The organism is Maledivibacter halophilus, assembly GCF_900167445.1.
In the GTDB taxonomy this organism is placed as follows: domain Bacteria; phylum Bacillota; class Clostridia; order Peptostreptococcales; family Caminicellaceae; genus Maledivibacter; species Maledivibacter halophilus.
Genome location: NZ_FUZT01000027.1, coordinates 1 through 25,634 on the forward strand (window position 1 = coordinate 1; position 25,634 = coordinate 25,634).

At 29.8% G+C, this 25,634-nt stretch carries 21 protein-coding genes, 2 rRNA genes and 1 other annotated feature; of the genes, 17 read left to right on the plus strand and 6 right to left on the minus strand.

Annotation, left to right across the window (positions count from 1 at the left end; translation table 11 throughout):
- From B5X81_RS26200 to B5X81_RS26215, 4 genes are all read left to right on the plus strand, one after another.
- A 23S ribosomal RNA gene (locus tag B5X81_RS26200) occupies window positions 1-304 on the plus strand; the annotation flags it as partial.
- A gap of 86 nt (window positions 305-390) precedes the next feature.
- Window positions 391-507 (plus strand): 5S ribosomal RNA (rrf, locus tag B5X81_RS26205).
- Between the two features lie 264 nt (window positions 508-771).
- Entirely contained in the window at window positions 772-1,047 is a 276-nt protein-coding gene (locus B5X81_RS26210; protein WP_079495977.1) for an autorepressor SdpR family transcription factor, read from the plus strand.
- Window positions 1,037-1,672 carry an SdpI family protein gene (locus tag B5X81_RS26215; RefSeq protein ID WP_170917619.1) on the plus strand — a complete coding sequence of 212 codons (636 nt, stop codon included), beginning with the start codon at window positions 1,037-1,039 and terminating at the stop codon, window positions 1,670-1,672. The genes B5X81_RS26210 and B5X81_RS26215 overlap by 11 nt, the downstream gene beginning before the upstream one ends.
- A gap of 535 nt (window positions 1,673-2,207) precedes the next feature.
- Here the strand turns inward: B5X81_RS26215 and argH are convergent.
- Together argH and B5X81_RS26225 are read right to left on the minus strand one after the other, a co-directional pair.
- A complete protein-coding gene (argH, locus tag B5X81_RS26220) occupies window positions 2,208-3,584 on the minus strand; it encodes an argininosuccinate lyase (protein ID WP_079495979.1) in 1,377 nt (458 codons plus the stop codon).
- The gene (locus tag B5X81_RS26225; protein ID WP_079495980.1) at window positions 3,581-4,807 is read right to left on the minus strand and encodes an argininosuccinate synthase; all 1,227 of its coding nucleotides are present in this window, start codon (window positions 4,805-4,807) and stop codon (window positions 3,581-3,583) included. Before B5X81_RS26225 ends, argH begins: the two co-directional genes overlap by 4 nt.
- A gap of 239 nt (window positions 4,808-5,046) precedes the next feature.
- Between B5X81_RS26225 and B5X81_RS26230 the strand changes: the two genes are divergently transcribed.
- From B5X81_RS26230 to B5X81_RS26285, 12 genes are all read left to right on the plus strand, one after another.
- Entirely contained in the window at window positions 5,047-5,736 is a 690-nt protein-coding gene (locus B5X81_RS26230) for a GntR family transcriptional regulator (RefSeq protein WP_170917620.1), read from the plus strand.
- Between the two features lie 373 nt (window positions 5,737-6,109).
- On the plus strand, window positions 6,110-6,631 hold the full coding sequence (locus B5X81_RS26235) for a transcription repressor NadR (protein ID WP_079495982.1): 522 nt from the start codon (window positions 6,110-6,112) through the stop codon (window positions 6,629-6,631).
- A gap of 143 nt (window positions 6,632-6,774) precedes the next feature.
- Entirely contained in the window at window positions 6,775-7,686 is a 912-nt protein-coding gene (gene nadA / locus B5X81_RS26240) for a quinolinate synthase NadA (protein WP_079495983.1), read from the plus strand.
- 15 nt (window positions 7,687-7,701) lie between these two features.
- On the plus strand, window positions 7,702-9,258 hold the full coding sequence (nadB, locus tag B5X81_RS26245; RefSeq protein WP_244282255.1) for an L-aspartate oxidase: 1,557 nt from the start codon (window positions 7,702-7,704) through the stop codon (window positions 9,256-9,258).
- The gene (gene nadC, locus B5X81_RS26250) at window positions 9,251-10,084 is read left to right on the plus strand and encodes a carboxylating nicotinate-nucleotide diphosphorylase (protein WP_079495984.1); all 834 of its coding nucleotides are present in this window, start codon (window positions 9,251-9,253) and stop codon (window positions 10,082-10,084) included. The genes nadB and nadC overlap by 8 nt, the downstream gene beginning before the upstream one ends.
- 223 nt (window positions 10,085-10,307) lie before the next feature.
- Window positions 10,308-11,336: a PTS transporter subunit IIC gene (locus B5X81_RS26255; protein ID WP_079495985.1), complete on the plus strand. Its 1,029-nt coding sequence runs from the start codon at window positions 10,308-10,310 to the stop codon at window positions 11,334-11,336.
- 355 nt (window positions 11,337-11,691) lie between these two features.
- Window positions 11,692-12,267, plus strand: a complete 576-nt coding sequence (gene rbr, locus B5X81_RS26260) for a rubrerythrin (RefSeq protein WP_079495986.1) — start codon at window positions 11,692-11,694, stop codon at window positions 12,265-12,267.
- 419 nt (window positions 12,268-12,686) lie between these two features.
- The gene (locus tag B5X81_RS26265) at window positions 12,687-13,577 is read left to right on the plus strand and encodes a phosphotransferase family protein (RefSeq protein WP_079495987.1); all 891 of its coding nucleotides are present in this window, start codon (window positions 12,687-12,689) and stop codon (window positions 13,575-13,577) included.
- A gap of 14 nt (window positions 13,578-13,591) precedes the next feature.
- On the plus strand, window positions 13,592-15,304 hold the full coding sequence (locus B5X81_RS26270; protein ID WP_079495988.1) for a M3 family oligoendopeptidase: 1,713 nt from the start codon (window positions 13,592-13,594) through the stop codon (window positions 15,302-15,304).
- Window positions 15,305-15,591: 287 nt separating this feature from the next.
- Window positions 15,592-18,423, plus strand: a complete 2,832-nt coding sequence (locus tag B5X81_RS26275) for a UPF0182 family membrane protein (protein ID WP_244282256.1) — start codon at window positions 15,592-15,594, stop codon at window positions 18,421-18,423.
- A 117-nt stretch (window positions 18,424-18,540) separates the two neighbouring features.
- Window positions 18,541-19,338 carry a glutamate racemase gene (gene murI / locus B5X81_RS26280; RefSeq protein WP_079495990.1) on the plus strand — a complete coding sequence of 266 codons (798 nt, stop codon included), beginning with the start codon at window positions 18,541-18,543 and terminating at the stop codon, window positions 19,336-19,338.
- A 289-nt stretch (window positions 19,339-19,627) separates the two neighbouring features.
- Window positions 19,628-19,873 carry a hypothetical protein gene (locus B5X81_RS26285; protein WP_079495991.1) on the plus strand — a complete coding sequence of 82 codons (246 nt, stop codon included), beginning with the start codon at window positions 19,628-19,630 and terminating at the stop codon, window positions 19,871-19,873.
- Between the two features lie 27 nt (window positions 19,874-19,900).
- On the opposite strand, the gene B5X81_RS26290 is transcribed toward B5X81_RS26285, so the two are convergent.
- Both B5X81_RS26290 and B5X81_RS26295 read right to left on the minus strand, forming a co-directional pair.
- Complete coding sequence (locus B5X81_RS26290; protein ID WP_079495992.1) at window positions 19,901-20,101, minus strand: hypothetical protein; 201 nt, start codon at window positions 20,099-20,101, stop codon at window positions 19,901-19,903.
- 252 nt (window positions 20,102-20,353) lie between these two features.
- Window positions 20,354-21,379, minus strand: coding sequence for a branched-chain amino acid aminotransferase (locus B5X81_RS26295; protein ID WP_079495993.1), 1,026 nt, complete (start codon window positions 21,377-21,379; stop codon window positions 20,354-20,356).
- Between the two features lie 251 nt (window positions 21,380-21,630).
- Window positions 21,631-21,859, plus strand: a binding site (T-box leader).
- A 206-nt stretch (window positions 21,860-22,065) separates the two neighbouring features.
- On the opposite strand from B5X81_RS26295, the gene serS reads away from it, so the two are divergent.
- Complete coding sequence (gene serS, locus B5X81_RS26300) at window positions 22,066-23,346, plus strand: serine--tRNA ligase (protein ID WP_079495994.1); 1,281 nt, start codon at window positions 22,066-22,068, stop codon at window positions 23,344-23,346.
- Window positions 23,347-23,462: 116 nt separating this feature from the next.
- Here the strand turns inward: serS and B5X81_RS26305 are convergent, their stop codons facing one another.
- Both B5X81_RS26305 and B5X81_RS26310 read right to left on the minus strand, forming a co-directional pair.
- A complete protein-coding gene (locus tag B5X81_RS26305; protein WP_079495995.1) occupies window positions 23,463-24,068 on the minus strand; it encodes a hypothetical protein in 606 nt (201 codons plus the stop codon).
- Between the two features lie 322 nt (window positions 24,069-24,390).
- Window positions 24,391-25,464, minus strand: coding sequence for a M24 family metallopeptidase (locus B5X81_RS26310; RefSeq protein WP_079495996.1), 1,074 nt, complete (start codon window positions 25,462-25,464; stop codon window positions 24,391-24,393).
- Window positions 25,465-25,634 lie beyond the last annotated feature (170 nt).

A 25,634-nucleotide genomic window follows, 5' to 3' on the forward strand; every position in this document is an offset into this window, starting at 1 on the left:
CGTGAGACAGTTCGGTCCCTATCCGCTGTGGGCGCAGGAAATTTGAAAGGAGCTGTCCTTAGTACGAGAGGACCGGGATGGACGTACCGCTGGTGTATCAGTTGTTCCGCCAGGAGCACGGCTGAGTAGCTAAGTACGGAAGGGATAAGCGCTGAAGGCATCTAAGCGCGAAGCCCACCTTAAGATAAGATTTCCCATCCGAAAGGAGTAAGACCCCAGAAAGACCATCTGGTTGATAGGCCTAAGGTGTAAGGGCAGTAATGTCTTTAGCTGATAGGTACTAATAGGTCGAGGGCTTGACCAAAACATCCATTGTTCAGTTTTGAGAGAATAAAAAAACAATTATTAATTATGCACTATACATTGTTCATTTGCACGATAGTGCACAAATCCGGTGGCAATAGCGAAGGGGATACACCTGTACCCATATCGAACACAGAAGTTAAGCCCTTCAGCGCCGATGGTACTTGGCGGGTAACTGCTTGGGAGAGTAGGTCGTTGCCGGTTAAAAATGAAAAAACCTGAAAGAATACAATTCTTTCAGGTTTTTATTTTTATTGTGAATTTTGGTGGAATTCTCTGATATTACCATGGATATTAGTATTGTTTACTTTTTTAAATAACAGTGCTAATTTAGCTATGAAAGGAATATTTCACAGTAAATAATATACTTTAATGCAAAAAAAATACATTGATTAATTTAAGTATGTATTGTACAATTTATTTAGATATTTAGATAAATATCTAAATAAGCATATAGGGTGTGATAGTTTGAATAAAACCTTTAAAGCATTGTCAGATGCAACAAGGAGAAAAATTTTAAGATTACTTAGGGAAAGAGATTTAACAGCTGGAGAGATTTCAGAGTATTTTAGTATAAGTAAGCCTTCTATAAGTCATCATTTAAACATATTAAAAAATGCAGAATTAGTACTTTGGGAGAAAAAGGGACAAAATATATATTATTCATTGAATTCTACAGCTGTCCAGGAAATAATGAATTGGTTTTTTGACTTTCTAGAAAGGAGAGATGAAGATGAGAATTAATAAAGTATTAGTCTTTTTAGTAATTTTATCTATATTAACAACAGTATTTGTGTATAATAGCTTACCGGAAAAAATAGCAACAAATTTTAATTTTAATGGAGAAATAAATGACTACAGCCATAGGGCCTCAGTTTTTATTACAGCTATTTTACCTTTAATAATATATATATTAATGACAATTCTTCCTAAAATAGATCCTAAAAAAAATTCATATTTAAAACATAAAAAGGCATATAATATAGCTAAATATTTTACTGTATTATTTATAATTGCTGTGCATTGGATGATAATTTTATATTCACTTGGATTTAATATAAATATAGGAGTATTTGTAAGACTATTTATTGGAATAATGTTTATAGTAATTGGAAATTATATGGGTCAAATTAGACATAATTATTTTTTTGGAATAAGGACGCCATGGACTCTTGCAAATGAAATAGTATGGAAAAAGACCCATAGAGTTGCCAGTTTTTCATTTATGATTAGTGGGATAATATTTATAGCTTCAGTATTTTTAAATGGAGTAGCCACTGTAATTGCATTTGTAGCTGCTATGGTTGTTGCAATGCTTTATCCAATTATATATTCATATGTAGAGTATAAAAAAATATCTAAAGCATAGTGCTATAGATAATAAATTTTAATTATTAATTTAAGATTAAATTCAGTTATGAAGAAAGCATATATGCTTTCCAATATTATATATACTTTTCCTAAAATATTTATATTATAGGATTTAAAATGTTTCATATGAAACATTTTGTCTAAAAATGTATAATGGTAGTAAATATAATTTTCGTGATGTGTTTCATCAAATCTACATTTAAAAACTATGAAGAAGATTTTGATTAATATTGTTGGATTGAACGTTATTTTTATTAATTTTTATACTTCGATAACTATATAGATATACGCCAATAAAACTTAATTATTCATATCAAAATATCCAGTGTTTCTGAGGAATTTTGATATGAATAAATTAACTATTTTACTGGAATATCTATATATAGTTAATCAATCTTAAAACTCTGTTTATACATGTACAAATACTTAAGATTTATTAGAGTTTTGAACATATATAAATTAAGGTCTTTACTTAAATTCCTATAAAATATATTTCTGTAAATAGCTTTTAATGTTCAAAACTAGTAAATTCTTTACAAAGTATATAGAAAATTTTTACCTTTTTTAATCATATTAATAACATTATTAGTAGAAGTTGAACCCATTGAAATTTTTGCTTCTATACAGGTTTTTATATTTACTTTATCTTTTATATTGTCACTAAAAAGAGAGGAGAAGCTTTCAAATTCTTCTAATGTTAAATCTTCAATGTTTTTATTATTTTGTATACAATATAAAACCATTCTACCAACAATTTCATGGGCACTTCTAAAGGGAAGACCTTTTTTTACTAAATAGTCAGCTACATCAGTGGCATTCATGAAGCCTGATTTAGTTGCCTTTTTCATATTATCCTTTTTAATTTTCATAGTATATATCATTTCATTGAATATTTCTAAGCATGGTTTTATATTTTCTACTGCATCAAAGAGAAGCGGTTTATCTTCCTGCATATCCTTATTATATGCAAGGGGCAAAGACTTCATTATTGTTAGTATATTAAATAAATTACCATATATTCTTCCTGTTTTTCCTCTTATAAGTTCAGCTACATCGGGATTCTTCTTTTGAGGCATTATAGAGCTTCCAGTGCTAAAGCTGTCATCCATTTCTACAAAATCAAACTCACTTGAACTCCAAAGGATTAATTCTTCACAAAACCTGCTTAAATGCATCATAATTATTGATGATGCGCTTAAAAATTCAATTATAAAGTCTCTATCACTAACTGCATCAAGGGAATTTTCACATATACCTTTGAAACCAAGTTCATTAGCAATGAAGTCTCTATCGGTATCATAGGTAGTACCTGCTAAGGCTCCAGCCCCTAATGGCAAAAAATCCATTCTATGGGTACAATCCTTAAGTCTTAAATAGTCCCTTTTGAACATTTGAAAATATGCCATTATGTGATAGGCAAATGTTATTGGCTGGGCTCTTTGAAGATGTGTATATCCGGGCATAATAGTATCTATATTCTCTTCACTTAATTTAATCAAAGTTATCAGTAGTTTTTTTATTAACTGGCATATAGTTATTATTTCTTCTTTAAGATAAAGCCTAATATCAACAGCAACTTGATCATTTCTACTTCTTGCTGTATGGAGTTTTTTACCTAAATTACCTATTTTATCCGTAAGAATTTTTTCTATATTCATATGGATATCTTCATATTCTACTTTAAATTCTATAATTCCCGATTCTATATCATCTAATATTTCTTTAAGTCCATTAATTATTTTTAAGCTTTCATCTTCAGATATTATATTACATTTACTAAGCATTTTAGCATGGGATATACTGCCAAGAATATCATGTTTACAGAGCTTTTTATCAAAATATATAGAAGCATTAAACTCATCCACTAGTTTTGCTGTAGACTTTGAGAATCTTCCACCCCATAATTTCATATTATTTGTTTCTCCTTTTCATTTTTCTCCTTTTTCATGATAGCATTAATAGTTAAAGGCAAAGTAAATAGATTTATAAACCCTTCTGCATCTTTTTGATTATAAACATCATCTTCACCAAAGGTTACAAAAGCTTCATTGTATAAAGAATTAGGTGATTTTGTGGCTACAGACTTGCAGCTTCCTTTATAAAGTTTCATCTTAACTGTGCCAGATACAACTTCTTGAGTATTATCAACAAATTTGTCCAGTGAATTTTTAAGATGAGTAAACCACAAACCATCATATACAAGCTGAGCATATTTTTCAGATACCATTTTTTTAAAGCTAAGTACTGCACGATCAAGAACGAGTTTTTCAAGGGTCTTATGTGCTTCATATAGTATTGTACCTCCAGGAGTTTCATAAACGCCACGGGATTTCATACCTACGAGTCTATTTTCTACAATATCAATTATTCCTATACCATTGGAACCACCAATTTCATTTAGCTTATATATCATATTGGCGGGTGAATATTTAATACCATCGATAGATACAGGTATACCTTTTTCAAATTTAATTTCAATATATGTTGGCTTATCTGGTGCATCCTCAGGATTTACAGTCATCATATATATATCTTTATCATGTTCATTCCATGGATCTTCAAGATTTCCACCTTCATGGCTTATATGCCAAAGATTTTGATCACGGCTATAAATCTTTTCCTTTGTAACAGGAATAGGAATATTATGCTTTTTAGCATAGTCTATACAATCTTCACGGGATTTTAGATTCCACTGACGCCAAGGGGCTATTATTTTTAAATATGGATTGAGTGCTTTAATAGTTGCTTCAAAACGTACCTGATCATTACCTTTACCTGTTGCTCCATGGGCAATAGCTACGGCTCCTTCTTTTTCAGCAATTTCAACTAATTTTTTAGAAATAAGAGGTCTTGCAAAGGATGTGCCTAGTAAATATTTATCTTCATAAACAGCACCAGCTTTTAATGTTGGAAAAATATAATCACTTACAAACTCTTCCTTAACATCTATTATATAAACCTTTGAAGCTCCCGTTGCTAAAGCTTTATTCTTAACTGAAATAAAGTTTTCTTCTTGACCTACATCTATACAAACAGCAATAACATCAAGATTATGTTCTATCTCTAACCATTTCAAAATTACAGATGTATCAAGACCACCAGAATATGCTAAAACGACTTTATCTCTATTCATATTTATACCTCCTAATGTATGTTTATTAATATATTATAGCAAAAAATAATATAATTTCAATAGAAAAATAAAAAAAAATTAATAAATATACATAAAAAATAAAAATTATACATCATTTATAAATTTTTAAAAATTTTCTAACATTGACAAAAATATATTTATAATGTAAAATGACGGTGAAATGATAGTATAATAGTATGCTGAAAATAACTTTCGGCCTTAATAATGTGGGGGTAAAAATGGAAAATTTATTTCATGAAAAGAAAGTGAATAAATCATTAACTTCTATGATTTTTGAGAAGATAAGAGAAGATATTCTAATTGGTAAATATCCTAGCGGAGAGAAAATAGTAGAAGCTAAGCTTGCTGAAGAATTTGGTGTTAGTAGAACACCTGTTAGAGAAGCTTTGAAACAATTAGAATTAGATGGTCTTGTTGATAATATTCCCAATAGAGGAGTGATAGTTAAAGGAATATCTAGTCAAGATGTTGAAGACATATATACTATTAGAATTTCTATAGAGGCTATTGCAGTAAAATGGGCTATTGCAGTAAAATGGGCTATTGATAGGATGAATGATAACGATTTACAGAAGCTTAAAGATATATATGAGTTAATGGAATTCTATACATTTAAAAATGATATAGATAAAATAGCTGAACTTAATACAAAATTTCATGAAACAATTTATAATGCCACAAAAAGCAGATATATGGAGCATGTTTTAAAAGATTTTCAATATTTTATGAAGACTACAAGGTACAGGTCTTTAAGGTCTCCTGGAAGAGTGAAAAATACATTAAAGGAACATAAAGAAATCTTAGATGCTTTCATTGAAAAAAATAAAGAAGAGGCCTCCAAAGCAATAATTAATCACATAAACAATTCAAGGGAGAATGCTAGAAGAACTAGAGTCAAAACAAGATAGTATTATATCTAATAATATTTAAGAAAGAATACATATAGTGAAGGAAAATGAAAGGTCAATCTATATATCATAAAAAATCTCTGAAAAATTGATATTTTAAGATATATAAGATGTATAAAATAAAGTTTTATATTGTTTCACTATATAGTAATTCTATTCTAAAGATTAATAAATTTTGCTGAAAGAATGTAGAAATCTCCATTATTTCAGCAAAATTTATTTTAAGTTTTAATGTAGCATGACTACAGTAGATATTTTTTCTTAAATATTATTTTTATTATATATATTAGAATACTCAGTGTTTTTGAGAGCTATTGATGTATATAAATTAAGTTTTGCTATGAGAAATTTATATAATAAGGAGGGGTGAATTTTGACAACTGAAGAAAGAAGAAGACAAATTCTAGATATATTAAATAGTAGGGATGAGCCTATTACCGGTTCTGATTTATCAAAAAAATTTGATGTCAGCAGACAGGTTATAGTTCAAGATATAGCAGTACTAAGAGCAAAGGGTATTAATATTATGGCAACGTCTAGTGGTTACTATATATTAAAGATTAATAAGAATGATAGAAATATAAGAACAATTTTTTGTAAGCATAAAGGATATGAATCTATAGAAATAGAGCTTGGAATAATGGTGGATATGGGTGCAAAAGTGTTAGATGTAATAGTTACTCATCCTGTATATGGAGAGATAAGATGTCCACTTATGATAAATAGCAGATATGATTTAAAAAAATTTACTGACAAGGTAAAAGAGTTTAAGGCTGAGCCATTAGCTTCTTTAACTGGTGGAGAGCATATCCATACTATAGAAGTTCCAAATGATGAAATCTATGAAATAATATTAAATAAATTAAATGAAGTTGGTTTTTTAGTTAAGGATTGATAGAAATGCTTTTTTTATATATAATAGTGACAAGACAGGTGTAAATACAGAATGTTTCTTTGGTATATTTTAGAAATCATTTACAGTGAAAAGAAAGACAAAAAATTTAGAAGTAGTTGTTATATTGAGAGGAGAATTTGATAATGAAAGAACAAGTTATTATAAAAGAAATAGAAAAGCTTAAAAAAGAAAAAAATGCAATTATATTAGCTCACAATTATCAAATACCTGATGTGCAGGAAATAGCAGATTATGTTGGAGATTCCTTAGGGCTTAGTAAAAAAGCAGCAGATACAGATGCAAATATTATTGTTTTCTGTGGTGTTCATTTTATGGCTGAAAGTGCAAAAATACTTTCACCTAACAAAAAAGTGCTACTTCCGGTATTAGATGCAGGTTGTCCAATGGCTGACATGATAGATGCCGATATGCTTAGGACATTTAAAGAAGATTATCCAGATATTCCAGTAGTATGTTATGTAAACTCTTCAGCGGAGGTTAAGTCTGAAAGTGATATATGTTGTACTTCTTCAAATGCTTTAAAGGTTGTAAAGTCTTTGAAGGAGAATAAAGTATTATTTGTTCCGGATCAAAATCTTGGAAACTATATTTCGAAAATGCTTCCAGAAAAGGACATAATACCATGGGAAGGCTTTTGTATTGCCCATCATAGAGTTAGACATAATGAAGTTGACATGGTTCGAAAAAGAAGAGGTGAAATAAAAATATTAGTTCATCCTGAATGTAATCCAGCTGTAGTAGAAAAGGCGGATTTTGTGGGAAGTACATCACAAATAATTGAATATGTGAAAAGCCACGATGATAAGAAGTTTATAATAGGAACAGAGATGGGGATACTCCATAGTCTTAGAAAACAAAATCCTGATAAGGAGTTTCATTTACTTTCTCCTTCATTAGTTTGCTATAACATGAAAAAAACATCATTAAAAGAAGTATATAATTCGTTAAAATATGAAAAAAATGAAATTAATGTTGATAATGAAATAATGGATAAAGCATATAAATCCCTAAAAAAAATGTTGAGCCTTTCTTAAAGGAGTTTAATAAATATGATGAAGAGATATTTAATTAACTTTGACTTAGAAGAGATAAGGAAAGAACATTGCGATGTCGTAATAGTGGGGACTGGGATATCAGGCCTTTATACTGCATTAAATATAAGTGGAAAATATGAGATTAAGCTATTGACTAAAGATAAAATAAATGAAAGTAATAGTAACCTTGCTCAAGGAGGGATTGCAGCTTGCATTAATAAGGAAAATAATATCAATCTCCACATAGAGGATACCCTTAGGGCAGGAAGATACTATAACGATAAAAAATCAGTAAAAATACTTGTAGAAGAAGCTCGTGAAAATATAAAAAAATTAATTGAAATTGGTGCCATATTTGATAAAGATGAGCATGGTAATATTATGCTTACTAGGGAAGGGGGACATTCAGAAAGAAGAATTCTACATTCTAAGGACCAAACAGGTAAAGAAGTAATAAGATCTTTGACAGAGGAAGTAAAAAAAAGAAAAAATATTAAAGTTGATGAAGAAACATTTGTTATAGATTTACTGACATATAAAAATAAATGTATTGGTGTACTTGTTAAAGATGATAAAGAGATATATGCTTTATTAGCTAAAGCAGTAGTTCTTTCTACTGGAGGGATAGGACAAGTATATAAAAATACAACAAATTCATCTATTGCAACCGGTGATGGAATTTCCATGGCATATAGGGTTGGAGCAAAAATTGTTGACATGGAATTTGTTCAATTTCATCCTACAGCATTTTATAATGAAAAGGACAGAAAGAGATTTCTAATATCAGAAGCTGTAAGGGGAGAAGGAGCTGTGCTAAGAAACAGTAAAGATGAAGCCTTCATGGAGAATTATCATAAGCTTAAGGATTTAGCACCAAGAGATATTGTTGCAAAGGCTATTTTAATTGAAATAAAAAAGGAAAATAATCCTAATGTATATTTAGATATAACCCATAGAGATGAGAATTTTATAAAAAATAGATTCCCATATATATATGATGAATGCTTAAAAAAAGGCATTAATATATCAAAAGAGTATATTCCAGTCTGTCCAGTACAACACTATATAATGGGTGGAATTAAAGCGGATTATAAGGGTAGAACCAATATTGACTATTTATATGCTTGTGGAGAATCAGCTTCTACAGGAGTCCATGGTGCAAACAGACTAGCCAGCAATTCATTACTTGACGGAATAGTATTTGGGAATAGAATAGCCCAGGATATTAATATTAAAATAGGCTCGAAAAGTATTTATAATTTAAATCTAAAATATAAACATAATAAAGATGAATTAAAGTGTGATTTAAATAAAATTAAAGAAAGAATAAGGGAAGTAATGAATAGATATGCTTTCATATTAAGAGGCAAAGAAGGTCTTAATAAAGCTTGTGAAATTATTGAAACCATAATTAAGGAGTTAAATAGTTATAGTAAAGATAGTATAGAATATTATGAATGCGTGAATATGGCTTATGTAGCTTATTTAATAATCACCTCAGCACTTAAAAGAAAGGAAAGCCTAGGAAGTCATATTATGGTTAGGGATTTAGGGGGAGAGAACTTTGTTTAATTGGGTTTTAATTGATGAAATAATAGTAAATGCATTAAAAGAAGATATTAGTAATATAGATATAACCACCGATAATTTAATAGACAATAAAAGTATATCAAAGGCCTGTATGATTACTAAGGAGAATGGAGTAATAGCAGGATTAGCTGTTGCAAAAAGAGTATTTGAAATGATAGATGGTGAAATTAAAGTAATTTTTAATGTAAAGGATGGAGATGAAGTAACAAAGGGTGTTAATATTGCTGAAATAAAAGGTAGTACTAAGGCTATACTCAAAGGAGAGAGGATAGCATTAAATATTCTTCAAAGAATGTCGGGAATAGCATCAATATCTAAAAAATACAGTGAAATTGTTAAAGATTATCCAGTAAGGATAGTTGATACAAGAAAAACTACTCCTGGACTCAGAATATTAGAAAAATACGCTGTTAGAGTAGGAGGTTGCCATAATCATAGATATAATCTTTCTGAATCTGTTATGATTAAAGATAATCATATAAGGGCTGTAGGGGGTATTAAAAAGGCTGTTGCTAAGATAAAGGATAGGACTTCTCATACAGTAAAAATTGAAGTTGAAGTTGAAAGTGTTAATAAACTTAAAGAAGCTATAGAAGCAGGGGCTGATATTGTAATGCTTGATAATATGAATATTGATGAAATGACTAAGGCTGTTAAAGTGGCGGAGGGAAGAGTTTTACTTGAAGCTTCAGGTGGATTAAATATTGGTAATATAGTTGATGTTGCAAAAACAGGTGTTGATATAATTTCTGTAGGTGCTTTGACTCATTCTGCTAAGGCTATGGATATTAGTTTGAATATATTTTAGTTAATATAATGAAATAGATTGAAAGACTAATTTATACATTAAGAAAATCTATAAACTTTAAAGAAGACAATTTAAGTTTTTTAGGATAAAGGATAAATAAGATAATGAATATTTATACCTTTATATTTGAATTTATTATTTTTACTTTAAATCATTTATATTCAAACATGTTTTATTTATACATGAACAAATAATTTGAATAAATACCAAAGAGGTGGCTTAAATGAAAAAGGGTTTTAAAGAATATATAACTAAAGCACTAAATGGAATGGCTTTAGGATTATTTGCATCATTAATTATTGGTCTAATACTTAAACAAATTGGTGATTTTACTGGTATAGATGAGCTTATAACCTTTGGAAATGTTTCTCAATTTATGATGGGACCAGCCATAGGGGCTGCTGTGGCATATAGTGTAGGTGCTCCGCCTTTAGGTATATTTGCCTCTTTAGTGGCTGGAGCTATAGGAGCAGGAACAGTTGCTAAGGCTGAAAGTGGAGCATTCATAGTTATTATAGGAGAGCCTGTTGGTTCTTTTATAGCAGCATTAACAGCAGCAGAATTTTCAAAATTGATATCCGGAAGGACAAAAGTAGATATAGTACTTGTTCCAGCTGCAACTATCATAGTTGGCGGATTGGTTGGAGTATTTGTAAGTCCTGGCATAGCTCAGATTATGAAGGGATTGGGAGAAATAATTAATAGGGCAACTGAGCTTCATCCTGTTCCTATGGGTATTATTGTGGCTGTTTTAATGGGAATGATATTAACTTTACCAATAAGCAGTGCGGCTTTAGCCATATCCCTGCAATTAAGTGGGCTAGCTGCAGGAGCATCGGTTGTCGGGTGCTCAGCTCAAATGATAGGCTTTGCAATAGCAAGCTATAGAGAAAATGGATTTGGAGGATTTATAGCTCAGGGTCTTGGTACTTCAATGCTTCAAGTACCCAATATAATAAAAAATCCTTTTATTTGGATACCTCCTACATTGGCCAGTGCTGTAATTGGACCAATATCAACCTATATTTTTAAAATGGAAAATAACAGTATAGGCGCAGGCATGGGAACTAGTGGTTTGGTAGGTCAATTTGGTACTATGGCTGCTATGGCTGGTAAAATTTCTGTAGGTAAAATTATTATTAATATAGGAATACTTCATTTTATACTACCTGCTATACTTACCCTCATTATTTCTGAATATATGAGAAAAAAAGGATATATAAAATATGGAGATATGGAGCTCAATCAGTAGAGATTTTAAAGCTAGTATATCAGATGATTTTTAGAAGATGTAATTATGTAATTATGTAATTTCCTCAATAATTAAAATTGAAAAGTATAATAAAATAATTTGAAAATTGGTAAAGCCCTTGGAGTATATATCTAAAGGGCTTTGTATTTATTGAGGTATTTATATAACGAATTTAGAAAGCAAATGAAAAACTTAAAAAAATGTTTTGTTTTGATTTTTTAAGGTATATATATAATTGAGGAAATTGCATAATACATGTGAAGAATTTTAAAATACAAATTAAAGTGAAATAATAGTATGTATTTGAAAATTTTAAATAAAGAATAAAAATTATATAGAGGGGAGATATAATATTATGAAAAATTTAGTTGGAACTAAAACAGAACAAAATTTACTTAAAGGATTTGCCGGGGAATCTCAGGCAAGGACTAGATACACACTTTTTGCTGAAAAGGCAAAGGAAGAAGGTTATGAGCAAATAGCAGAATTGTTTTTAGAAACTGCTGAAAATGAAAAGTATCATGCTGAGAAATTTTTTAGCTTTTTAGAAGGAAGACCATTAGAGATAACTGCCACATATCCAGCAGGTAAGGTTGGAACAACAGCCGAAAATTTAAGGGCTGCAGCTGAAGGGGAAAACGAAGAACATACTGAAATTTATCCTGAATTTGCCAAGGTGGCTAAGGAAGAAGGCTTTCCACAGATTGCAGCAGTGTTTAATTTAGTTTCTAAGGTTGAGGTAGAACATGAAAAAAGATATCTTAAACTTCTTGAGAATTTAGAACAAGGAAAAGTATTTAAGAAAGAGGGAGCCACTAGATGGAAGTGTAGAGCATGTGGATATGTACACGAAGCAGCAGGGGCTCCAGGTAAATGTCCATTATGTGGCGTTGAGAAGGCTTATTTTGAAATTAAAGAAACTAATTACTAATAAATATTAAATATATTATTATAAAGCATCTATTCCTTATGAGTAGATGCTTTATTTCATATATATCCTAATCTAAAGTTGATTGGCTCCAAAGTATTATAAACAAACAAAAGTTTCCCATTTATATTTTTATGAAGGTTTTTTTTATCTAGTATAGAAATATAAGGTTAATGAAAAAAATAATCATATTAGGATTTTATAATATAAATATTTTAGGAAATTGCATAATACATGTGAATAGTTTTAAGATGCAAAAAGTAGTAGGGAGAGTCAGGTAAGTTATCTACATATTGCATTCTAAAATTAATAATGTTAATTATGTAAGTTTCTCATTTAAGTATGGACATTAATTTGATAAAACTAAAAACTGATAAAATTTCATTAGATTTCTTTATATTTTTTAGAGGAGAGAAACTAAAGTGGAAAAGCTTATTAGAAAAGTAATAAAAATAATGAAATTAAAGGTTCGTGATATGGACTCTGTTCCAGAATCGTATAGTTCTAAAGTATGTAGCTTGGTTTTAGAAAATGGTGAAAAGGTTATATTAAAAATACCATATAATAAGAAAAAGCTGCTTAAGGAATATAAAATGCTAAAGCTTTTAGAAGGTAAGCTTCCTACACCAAGAATATTAGATTTTTGGGAGGGAAATGATGAAATTTCAGGAGCCTTAATATTATCCTATATTGACGGGAAACCTATTACTAACAATATAGGAAATAAAATAGCATATCAAATGGGTGAACTTTTAGCTCGACTTCATGATATTAATATAGAAAGGAATGAACTTGGTAAGGCGTATGAATTAATATATACAGAAGAGGATAAATGGTGGGAAATTATTAGAGAATGGTTTGAAGGTTGTATAGATGATTGTAAAAATATTTTAAATACAAAATTAATTGATGAATGTATTAAACTTTTCGATTTATACTATAAAGATTTACCCAAGCCCGATTATCCTTCTATAGTACATATGGACTATAGACCAGGAAATATACTTATTAAGGATTCAAATATTGTAGGTCTTTTAGATTTTGAAACAGTAAGAATAGGCTCAGCGGATGTAGATTTTTCCAAGATAAAGCTTTTTGTTTGGGATTTATATCCCGGCAGCAGAAAAAGTTTTTTGTTGGGATATAGTAACATACGAAGTTTACCAGATATTGAAAGAACCTTACCTTTTTATCAGTTATTTAACACTTTTACAGGTGTTGGATGGTGTGTAAAGAGAGGAAAGACCAATGATAGTTTTTGTAATCAAAATATAATTAAGCTAGAAAAAATAATCAAAGAAAGTAGGATATGAAAGGAGACTATAAGATGTTAACAGATAAAGGGATAGAAAAGAAAAAAAGGATATATTTTGATGAAAACTTTAAGGCGGATGAATGGGAGGAAGTTGAAAAGGAATTTAAAGAAATTGAAGGAGCCCAGATCAATTCTAAAGATGATTTAGAAAATCTTATTGAAAAATATAGTGAATTATCATATATAATTGAGGAGACCTATGCATGGAAATATATAAAAATGACTTGTAATGCTGATAAACCACAATATTCTAAAGCGTTTAATCAGTTTTACGCAGATATTGTTTCCAAAAGTCAGCCCTATGATTTTAGATTTAAAAAGAAGATATATGAAAGTCCCTATAAGGATGAGATGTCTTCTGATAAATATGCTCATTTTATAAGAATAATATCTAAGGATATAGAGATTTTTAGAGAAGAGAATATTCCTCTTATGGTAAAAGAAAATGAGCTCTCCAATAAATATGGAGAAATTATGTCGGGGCTTACTGTAGATTTTGATGGAGAAGAGAACACATTATTACAAATGAAAAAATATCTAAAATATCCGAATAGAGAAGTAAGAGAACGGGCATGGAGATTAATATCTGAAAAAGTCTTTAGTAAAAAGGAGGAGTTAGAAAAATTATTTGATGATTTGAAGGAAATAAGAGTAAAAATTGCTAAAAATGCTGGTTTTGATAATTATAGAGATTATATGCACAGGGCAAAGGGAAGATTTGATTATACCCCTGAAGATATTTTTAAATTTCATGATTCAGTAGAAAAAGTTGTAATTCCTTTTTTAAAAGAATTGAGTAATGAAAGAAAAGAAAAGCTTAAAGTTGAAAAGCTGAGACCCTGGGATACAGAGGTGGATGTTGATGGTAAAGTTTTAAAGCCCTTCGATGATGCAGAAGAATTTATAGACAAGTCTATTAGAATTTTATATAAAGTAAAGCCAGAATTTGGACAAAAGTTACAAATGATGAAAAATAGTAAATTTCTTGATTTAGAAAATAGAAAAGGGAAAGCACCAGGAGGATATAACTTCCCACTTGCTGAACATGGAGCTGCATTTATTTTTATGAATGCAGTAGGTCTGAATTCCGATGTAAGAACTTTACTTCATGAATCAGGCCATGCAATGCATTCCTTTGCAAAGGCAGATGAAAAAATAAGTCAATATAAAGATGTTCCAAGTGAGGTTGCAGAGCTTGCATCTATGTCAATGGAGCTTCTTACATTAGAATATCTGGATGAATATTATGAAGATGAAGAAGATTTGAGAAAAGCAAAGAGGGAGCAAATTGAAGGCACTATACAATTTTTACCATGGGCCATGATTGTAGATGCTTTTCAACAGTGGATATATACTAATCCAGATCATACAGTAGAAGAAAGAACAGAATATTTTAAATCCCTTATGGATAGATTTAACCAGGGGGTAGATTGGTCGGAGTTTGATATAGAAAAGGGAGCAAGATGGCTTAGACAGCTTCATATATTTGAAGTTCCCTTTTATTATATTGAATATGCTATTTCACAGCTTGGAGCTATAGCTATATATAAAAATTATAAAGAAAATGGACCTAAAGCTATTGAGCAATATGAAAATTTCTTAAAGCTTGGGTATTCTCAGTCTGTTAGCAGTATATACGAGACAGCAGGAATAAAATTTGATTTTTCAAAGGATTATATTAAGGAAATAGTAGAATTTATAAAGAAAGAATTAAAGGAAATTTAAAAACTATCTGCCAAATATAGCTTGAAAATCTTTAATATACTGCCGTCAAAATTAAACAACAAAACTAAAAGTAATATTATTCCTATATGAAATTGTCCTAAATTTTAATTATGAAATTATTTTACTCTATAGGGCTTTGGGGTATATAAAAAAAGAATAATAATGGCTATATTTGGTATAATTAAGATATGAGGAAATTGTATAATTCTAATTTTAAAAATCACATAAGCAAATATTATACTTAAATTTGCTTATGTAAGAAGTAATTTGATAGGATGGTGATCTATTTGACAAATGCACGACGGTTTATAATTGGTATAATTGTATTACTTTTTATTATGATATCAACTTCCTTCAATACCGTAATAAACTTTATTACAGAATACAAATGGTTTAGAGTTTTGGGTTTTGAAGAAGTGTTTTTAACAAAATTAATGACACAACTTAAAATAGGTATTCCGGTATTTTTAATATTAACAATACTTATTTATATTTATTTGATATTCATAAAAAAGGACTACTACAAAAAGGTAAATGCAGTACATAGTGGTATATCTGAAAAGAGAATAAATCAATTAGCTCTAGTAGGGGCAGCATTTCTTTCATTTATATCTAGCAGCACCTTAGCAGGTAACCTTTGGTTCGATATTTTGAGATTTGTAAATGGTACGAATTTCAATATAACAGAGCCAATATTCAATAAGGATATATCCTTTTATCTATTTAGATATCCATTATTAACTAAGATATATTATATGCTGATAACTTTTATAGTGCTACTAGCTATTATAACTGTGGTATTCTATGTAATAATGATGATGCTTAGAAGACCTACACTTATTGAAATAAATTCTGAAAGTGAATTTAATACCAGACAAATAAATATGGATAACGGAAGAAAGATACTTAATATAGCAGGAAGACAATTATTAATTTTAGGTGTAATATTTTTTGCAGTTTTAGGTCTGGGATATTTTATAAGATCCTATGATTTACTTTATTCTCCAAGGGGAGTGGCGTACGGAGCAAGCTATACTGATATAAAGGTTACACTATTGAAATATAGAGTAATTATGATTATTGCTTTTCTATCTGCGGTGCTTTTAATTATTGGAGTAAAGAGAAAGAAATTTAGACTTGCTGTGTCTGGGCCTGCTTTAATGATTTTAATAAGTATAATAGGTAATATAATAGCATTAGGAGTGCAAAACTACATTGTATCTCCCGATGAAATATCTAAGGAAAAGGAATATATAGACTATAATATTAAATATACTCAAAAAGCATATGGACTTGAAGATGTAAAAGAAGAGATTTTTGCAGCAAATCTTGATTTAACCCTGGAAGATTTAAAAGAAAATGCTGATACAATATCTAATATAAGAATAAATGATTACAGACCTACTGAATTAGTTTACAATCAAAAACAAGGTATAAGATATTATTATAATTTTAATGATGTAGATATAGACAGATATTATATAGATGGTAAATACAGACAAGTATTTTTATCTCCTAGAGAGCTTGATCACAGCAAAATAGAACCCGATGTTTTAACCTTTATAAATAAGCATCTAAAATATACCCATGGATATGGTATAGCTCTTTCTCCTGTAAATAAAGTTACTTCAGAAGGGCTTCCAGAGCTTTTAATAAAAAATATACCTCCTGAGACTACGGTGGAAGAACTGAAGGTGGAAAGACCAGAAATATATTTTGGAGAGCTTACAAATGATTATATTATTGTTAATGCAAAGGAAAAAGAATTTGATTATCCTAAAGGTTCTTCCAATGTATATAATATCTATGAAGGAAATGCAGGCATTAAATTAAATGGCTTTAATAAACTCTTATATGCCTATAGGCAGAGAAATCTTAAAATGCTTTTATCAGGGAATATAACTTCTGAAAGCAAGATTGTTATAAATAGAAATATACATGATAGAGTTAGAAAAATAATGCCTTATATAGAATATGATTCTGATCCATATTTAGTAATAAATGAGGGAAAACTCTACTGGATAATCGATGCATATACCACAAGTACTAACTATCCTTACTCAGAACCTATTAATGATTCAAATATTAATTATATAAGGAATTCAGTTAAGGTAGTTATAGATGCCTATAATGGAGATACCACCTATTATTTGGCAGATGGAGATGATCCAGTTGTACAAACATATGCTAAAATATTCCCACAACTTTTTACTCCTATAGATGAAATGCCAGAAGGTCTAAGGGCTCATATAAGATATCCTCAAGTATTCTTTGATATACAAGCATCTATATATAGAACCTATCATATGGAAGATAGTAAGGTCTTTTATAATAAAGAGGATGAATGGCATATAGCAAAGGAGAAGTATGACCAGGAAGAGCAGCAAATAGAATCCAATTATCTTATGTTTAAGCTTCCAGAAGAAGAAAAAGAGGAGTTCATACTATCAGTTCCCTATACACCTAAAAATAAACCTAATATGACTGCTCTTCTTGTAGGTAGAAATGATGGAGAAAACTATGGGGAATTAGTTGTATATAAGCTTCCCAAAAACAAGAATATTTATGGACCTATTCAAATAGAAAATAGAATAGACTCGGATCCTGCAATATCTAAAGAATTTACATACTGGAATCAACAGGGGTCAAGGGTTGTTAGAGGAAATCTACTTATAATACCTATTGAAGAATCCTTGCTTTATGTTGAACCAATATATTTACAGGCATCTGCTGAGGATAGTTTACCTGAGGTTAGGAGAGTAATCGTTGCATATGGTGATAAAATAGTTATGGAACCTACACTCCAAGGAGCTTTAGAAGGTATTTTTGGAAAAGATACTGAGAAACCAAAACCAGATATTCCAGCTCCCCAGTTACCAATAGAAGAAGCTGGAGATATAAAGGGACTTATAATAAGAGCAAATGATGTATTTAATAGGTCAACAGAGGCTCAGAGACAAGGTGACTGGGCTGAATATGGTAAGCTTATAGAAGAACTGGAAGGAATACTTAAAAGATTAAATGAAATAAATGGTGCTAATGATACAAATGATATAGAAGGTACAGATATAGAAGGTACAGATATAGAAGATACAGATATAGAAGGTACAGAGGAATAAAATATAGAAAACCTCCAAAAACCTTTGAGTTTTTGGAGGTATGAATTATTTATACAGATGTGATATAATATAAAGATGTGAATTTGGAACAATGCATATAAATCGGTGGTGTGAAAAATGAATAATGATAAAAACCTTGCTATAGGAATATTTGATTCAGGCATGGGAGGTATAAGCGTATTGGCTCAGCTTATTAAGCTTATGCCAAATGAAAGATATATATATTATGGAGATTCAAAGAATGCTCCCTATGGGGTAAAGACTCCTGAGGAAGTTAGAAAGCTTTCCATAGAAATATGTGATTTACTTATAGAAAAGGGTGTTAAAGCCATAATTGTAGCTTGTAATACTGCAACCAGCGCAGCAATAGAGGAATTAAGAGAGAAGTATGATATACCTATTATTGGTATGGAACCGGCTTTGAAGCCTGCCACAACTATAAATCGTAATGGTAAGATAGTTGTTATGGCTACGGAGATGACCTTAAAGGAGAAGAAATTTAGCGCTCTTATGGATAGATATGGTAAGGAAAGGGATATAATAAAGCTTCCTTGTCCAAAGCTTGTTGAGCTTATTGAAGCTGGTATTATAGAAGGAAAAGATATTGAAGATAGTATAAAAGAGTGTTTTAAAGGTATAAATATGAATGAGATTACTTCAATAGTTCTAGGATGTACCCATTATATATTTTTAAAGGATTATATAAAGAATTTTGTAGGCGACAAGGTTTATATAATAGATGGTAATATAGGAACAGCAAACCACTTAAATAATATATTAAAAGAAAGGGATCTTATAAAGTCTGTTAAAGAGAGAGAAGTTTTAATTGATATATATAATTCCAAAGAAAATCAAGGGATGATTGATCTTTCAAAAAAATTGCTTACCTTTAGTTTAGAAAAGCTAAAATTTTAAAATATAAATCAATATAATATTTATTATATTCATCATTATAATATATACAGAAAGGTGCTTAAGTATGAAAAAAATATTTTCATTCATAAAATCACTATTTTTTATAAAAAAAATCAAGGAGCATGATTTGTCATCTTATCTTATTCAGTCACATATAATGAAGACCACTTCAAAAAAATATAGAAGGATAAGATAAGTAAGAGAATTATAGGATTTTATTTTATGATTTTAAAATGAGAAAACTATATAGAATTTACTATTAAGAATAATTGATTAAGAGGGGAAAGCTATGGAAAATGTTGCTCCAGAGGCATTAGAGTTTATAAAAGAAAAGATTGATCAAATAATAAAAGACAGTAAAGATCTGGATAAAACAGAAGAGGAAATAATAAGACTTAGATTTGGATTGGATGAAGAAGGTCCCATAAAGATTAGAGATTTATCAAAAAAATTTAATTTGCGACCAAAAGAGATGAAAAAGAAAGTTGATGCTATAGAAAAGAAAATATTTAATAAATTAAAGAGAACAATATGAAAAACCCTGTATATAGGGTTTTTTATATTAAAGTGATCTTAAATTTCTAAGTTCATCTGTAGACATTTGATCTAAAATATAAGCTTTTCTGGCAAATTCCTGTCTACTTATTATACCCTTATCTACCAAAAGTTCTATGATCGTTGCTATAGCTAGGGTATTTCTGTAATCTATATCCTTTAAATCTCCAATCTTTGCATAAATATCAATTTTATCAAAGCTATTCATACTATCCACCCCTTTTAATTAATTATACATAATTACCTTTTGTAAAAACTATCTAATATATGTAGCTTTAAATGCTCTAGAGAACTATCATATGTATTATGCAATTGTCCTCAATTTAAATTATGTATTTATTTCAATTATATTTTGATTATTACCTGGGCATAGGGAAAGTATACATAAAACAAAAAACCAATTCTTTTAAAAAGCTATACAGCTTAAAAGAATTGGTTTTTTATTTAAAAATCTAAGATTCTACTTTACTTCAACAATCCATCCCTCTGGAGCATCAACATCTCCAAATTGAATACCATAAAGGGTGTCATAAAGCTTTTTAGTAACAGGGCCTACTTCTGTTTCACTATGGAAAACATGAAGCTTGTTCTTATACTCTATGCCTCCAATAGGAGTTATTACAGCAGCAGTTCCACATGCTCCCGCTTCCTTGAATTCATCTAGATTATCTATTAAAACATCTCTTTCTTCTACTTCCATTTTCAAATAGTTTTCAGCAATGTACAATAAAGAATATTTTGTTATACTAGGTAGAATAGATGGTGATTTTGGAGTGATAAATTTATTATCCTTTGTGATTCCAAAGAAGTTTGCAGCACCAACCTCTTCAATTTTTGTATGGGTTGCTGGATCAAGGTATATACAGTCTGCAAAGCCTTTCTTAGTAGCTAATTCATGGGGATAAAGGCTTGCTGCATAATTTCCTCCAACCTTTGCGGCACCAGTTCCATAAGGAGCAGCTCTATCGTACTCTGAAACATTGAAGTTTACAGGAGTCATACCACCTTTAAAATAAGGACCTACCGGCACACAAAAAACACAGAATATGTATTCTGGAGCTGGTTTTACTCCGACATTATCTCCAACACCTATAACAAAAGGTCTAAGATAAAGGGTTGCACCTGTTCCATGTGGAGGAACATAAGCTTCATTAGCCTTAACAACTTGAATACATGCATCGATAAATTTTTCTACTGGTATTTCTGGCATCAAGATACGTTTGCAGCTATCGTTCAAACGTCTAGCATTTTGATCAGGCCTGAAAAGTTGGATTTCACCATCTTTTCGACGATAGGCCTTTAATCCTTCAAAGCATTGCTGTCCATAATGAAGTGCAGTTGAAGCTTCACTAATTGAAAGCTTATTATCTTCAGTTAGTTTTCCTTCGTCCCATTTTCCATCTTTCCATCGGGACACATAACGAAAATCTGTCTTAATGTAGTTGAATCCTAGATTACTCCAATCGATATTTACATTTTTTGACATACAACCCCTCCTATTTTTTTATAAATTAATTATATATAGTATTTATTATACAATTGATAAAATAATTAATCTATATTTAATTTATAAATCCTTATATTTATATTGTAATATTATTATAATAAAAATACTAATATTTACTATAAATTTCCTTGAAAAATATAATAATTTAAAATATCCTTGAAAAGTATAATAATTTATGCTAAAATTACTAAAAATATAGTATAATATAGATAAAGTATTTACATATTCATATAAAAGCTATGAAGGGAATTAGTAAATAGAGTAATTATTTAAGAGAGTCGATGGTTGGTGTAAATCGATATGATTATCTATTGAATCCATCCCAGAGCTGTTAAACTGAAAAGTTTAGTCGGGGAGCTCCGTTAATAAGCTAATGGTTATTTTAAAAGTAAACCTATGAGAGGACTATTATAGTCAATCAGGGTGGCAACGCGGAAATAGAATCCTTCCGTCCCTATATTTGGGATAGAGGGATTTTTGTTATTTTTAATATAAAAAATTTATATGAGCAAATTGCATAATTACTTTTAAAAAATCTAATTACTACATATTATTTTAAAATCTTTAAAGCTATATCATATATATTATGCAATTTTGCCAAATTCAAGTTATTCAATTTCATCATATAAAAATTAAGGCCAAAAAATAAAAAGGAGGTACTAGAAGTGTTAGATATAAAAAGAATTAGAAATGATTTTGACAATGTAAAAGAGCTTATTGAAAAGAGAACAAAGGGAGATTTTGGACTTGAGGAAGTAATAAAGCTTGACGAAGAAAGAAGAGGAATTATATCAGAAGTTGAAGACATGAAAAATAGACAAAATACTGTTTCTAAAGAAATTCCAAGACTTAAAAAGGAAGGTAAGGATGCTTCATCTGTACTTTCAGAGATGAAGGAGCTTTCTGTAAACATAAAGGAATTAGATTCTAAGTTAAAGAATATAGAGGAAGAAATAAAGCAGAAACTTCTTACTATTCCAAATACACCTCATAAAGATACACCAGTAGGTAATAGTGATGAAGATAATTTATTAATTAAAACCTGGAGAGAGCCTACAAAATTTGATTTTGAGGAAAAAGCCCATTGGGATGTAGGAACCGATCTTGGCATATTGGACTTTGAGAGGGCTTCAAAGATTACAGGAACAAGATTTACAGTATACAAAGGATTGGGTGCAAAGCTTGAAAGAGCTCTTATTAACTTTATGCTGGATATCCATACTGGGGAACATGGTTTTGAAGAAATACTTCCACCTTTTATGGTAAATAGAGACAGTATGATAGGGACTGGACAGCTTCCTAAATTTGAAGATGATATGTTTCATCTGCCAAGTAAAGATTATTTTTTAATACCTACAGCAGAAGTTCCAGTAACTAATTTATATATGAATGAAATAATAGAAGGAGACAATTTGCCAATATATCATACAGCTTATACACCTTGTTTTAGAAAAGAAGCAGGTTCTGCCGGTAGAGATACTAGAGGGCTTATTCGCCAACATCAATTTAATAAAGTAGAGCTTGTTAAATTTGTTAGACCAGAAGACTCATATGAGGAATTAGAAAGCTTACTTGCAGCAGCAGAAAAAATTCTACAAAAACTTGAGCTTCCCTATAGAGTCGTAAGATTGTGTGGTGGAGATTTAGGATTTAGTTCAGCAATGACCTATGACATAGAAGTATGGATGCCAAGCTATGGTAGATATTTGGAGATTTCTTCTTGTAGTAACTTTGAAGATTATCAGGCAAGAAGATCAAATATTAGGTTTAGGCCAGAGCCAAAGGGTAAAGCAACATATGTGCATACACTAAATGGTTCAGGACTTGCAGTTGGAAGAACCTTCTCAGCAATTCTTGAAAATTATCAGATGGAAGACGGTTCTGTGTTAATTCCAGAGGTACTTAGACCATATATGGGTGGACTTGAAAAAATAACTATTAAATAGAGAAGAATAGAAAAGAATAAAGAGAGAAGCCTGTGAAGCACAATTATTTAAGAGCTTTCACAGGCTTTTTTATATTTTAATAATTGAAGCATATATTTAAAATCTTCATCTTTATTTTATATTTCCCATTTTTTAGAAATAAAATCATCATAGACAATTTGAGACCAGCCTTCTAAAAATTTATAATAATCACGTAAATTCTTTTTATGTATCCATTCTCCTGTCATTTTTTCCTTTTCCAATACTTCATAATCTAAAGAGCTTGTTTCAAGTATGTATAAAAAGCCTATATGGACCTTGCCTACTTCGCTTGTTTGATTATTTATAATACCTGAAAAAGTCAGCTTAAAGGGTTCTATAATAGATATTTCTTCATTAAGCTCCTTAAAAAGTCCACTCATAATAATATTTTCATATTTTCCTGATTGATCAGGATTTATATGACCGCCTACCCCTAAGGAATATTTACCATGGAGTCTTTTTTCAGTTTGCTTATTTAATCTTTTAAGCATTAAGAATGAATCGTCTTTTTTTACTATGATATAAGGAATGATTTGCCTGTAGTCATAACTGTATTCAGCCACATCCCTATCTAAAAAACAGTGATTTTCTAGAACCTTATTAAAAATAAGATCCTTAGCATTCACTATTAAACCATAGGATATATCTTTAAAATAATCTTTTAATAAATCCTTGTGTACTGCCAATACTTTTTCTGACATTTCATTAACCCCTTTATTTATTATATTTAATATATTTTTAAGTTTTGTTTTATAACTATTACTCTAATAATTTTATCATAAAGATATATTAAAATTCAAAGGTACTTAATTTTTCCATAGTTTTTTGATTTAATATTTCTTAAAAATTTCAAATATAATATATTATTTAAGTGAGCAAATTGCATAATTACCTCTTCAAAAAACTAACTACCACATATTGTTTTGAAATCTCCGAAGCTATACCATATATATTATGCAATTTTGCCAAATTAGAGTTATGCAATTTCCTCAAGTATGAACTAGGATATATTCAGTTGCAGTATTACAATATTGTCAACTTCCTTGGGAACTTATTTAAAATTTCATAAGAATCCTCTGTTATAAGTATAGTATCTTCAATCCTCAATCCTCCCCAACCGGGTATATAAATTCCTGGCTCTACTGTTAAAGTCATATTTTTTTCTGTTTTGAATTTAGAATCCTGAGATAATCTTGGATTTTCATGGATATCTAGACCTACTCCATGGCCTAAGCCGGGATAGTAATAATTAATATATTTTTCTGGAATAACTTCTCTTACCTTTTGGTCAGGAAGCTGACATGATATACCTGGCTTCAGAGCTTTTATCCCTTCCATCTCTGCTTTTTCAATTATATTATAAAGTTCTTTTTGATTATCATTGGCATTCCCAAGAATAAAAGTGCGACTCATATCGGCATGATATCCATTATATAAAGCACCAAAATCAAATAATACATAATCACCATCTTCCAATTTTTTATTATCCGGCTTTCCATGAAGTAATGATGTTTTTGGTCCAGATAGAATCATAGTATCAAAGGACAATCCTTGTGCCCCATTGGATTTTAAATTGTATTCAAGCCTGGCAATAAGCTCCATTTCAGTTATACCTGGCCTAATATATGGAATTGTAAGTTTAAGTGCTTTATCTGAAATTTTACAGGCAATTTTTAAAGCTTCTATTTCCTCCCTATCCTTAATCATTCTAATTTCTTCTATGATATCATTAAGAGGAACAAGCTCTACTTCATTAAGCTCATCGCTAAGGGATTTATATGTTGAATAAGGCATTTGACTGCCTTCAAAGGCAAGTCTTTTTATTTTTAAAGCCTTTACTGCGTATTTGTAAGATTTTGCATCACAACGTTTATTATCAAGCCATTTAATAACCTCAATATCTTTGTGACATTCCTTCTCAGCTTGTTCAGTATATCTTCCATCGGTAAAAAAAATACACCCATTAGGAGATACTACAAGATAAGATGAGTCACCTGTAAAGCCGCTTAAATAAGTTACATTAGATTCAGAGGATATCAAAAATCCATCTATGTCCTTTTCTTGCATAATTTTTAAAAGCTTTTTAATTCTCTCCATATGTATTTCCCCCTAAAAAATTTTATTTATATGATAGAATTGCATAACTAATTGAGTAAATTGCATAACTCTAATTTGGCACAATTGCATAATATATATGGTATTGCTTTGAAGATTTTAAAACCATATGTAGTAGATAATTTTTGGGTAAGGTAATTATGCAATTTGCT

Coding starts and splice junctions, on each gene's coding strand:
- B5X81_RS26295 (WP_079495993.1), bottom strand. CDS start 21,379: ATGTCAAAAAATGTAAATATCGATTGGAGTAATCTAGGATTCAACTAC.
- B5X81_RS26225 (WP_079495980.1), bottom strand. CDS start 4,807: ATGAATAGAGATAAAGTCGTTTTAGCATATTCTGGTGGTCTTGATACA.
- murI (WP_079495990.1), top strand. CDS start 18,541: ATGAATAATGATAAAAACCTTGCTATAGGAATATTTGATTCAGGCATG.
- B5X81_RS26305 (WP_079495995.1), bottom strand. CDS start 24,068: ATGTCAGAAAAAGTATTGGCAGTACACAAGGATTTATTAAAAGATTAT.
- rbr (WP_079495986.1), top strand. CDS start 11,692: ATGAAAAATTTAGTTGGAACTAAAACAGAACAAAATTTACTTAAAGGA.
- B5X81_RS26290 (WP_079495992.1), bottom strand. CDS start 20,101: ATGAATAGCTTTGATAAAATTGATATTTATGCAAAGATTGGAGATTTA.
- B5X81_RS26270 (WP_079495988.1), top strand. CDS start 13,592: ATGTTAACAGATAAAGGGATAGAAAAGAAAAAAAGGATATATTTTGAT.
- nadB (WP_244282255.1), top strand. CDS start 7,702: ATGATGAAGAGATATTTAATTAACTTTGACTTAGAAGAGATAAGGAAA.
- B5X81_RS26215 (WP_170917619.1), top strand. CDS start 1,037: ATGAGAATTAATAAAGTATTAGTCTTTTTAGTAATTTTATCTATATTA.
- B5X81_RS26285 (WP_079495991.1), top strand. CDS start 19,628: ATGGAAAATGTTGCTCCAGAGGCATTAGAGTTTATAAAAGAAAAGATT.
- B5X81_RS26255 (WP_079495985.1), top strand. CDS start 10,308: ATGAAAAAGGGTTTTAAAGAATATATAACTAAAGCACTAAATGGAATG.
- nadA (WP_079495983.1), top strand. CDS start 6,775: ATGAAAGAACAAGTTATTATAAAAGAAATAGAAAAGCTTAAAAAAGAA.
- B5X81_RS26310 (WP_079495996.1), bottom strand. CDS start 25,464: ATGGAGAGAATTAAAAAGCTTTTAAAAATTATGCAAGAAAAGGACATA.
- argH (WP_079495979.1), bottom strand. CDS start 3,584: ATGAAATTATGGGGTGGAAGATTCTCAAAGTCTACAGCAAAACTAGTG.
- B5X81_RS26230 (WP_170917620.1), top strand. CDS start 5,047: ATGGAAAATTTATTTCATGAAAAGAAAGTGAATAAATCATTAACTTCT.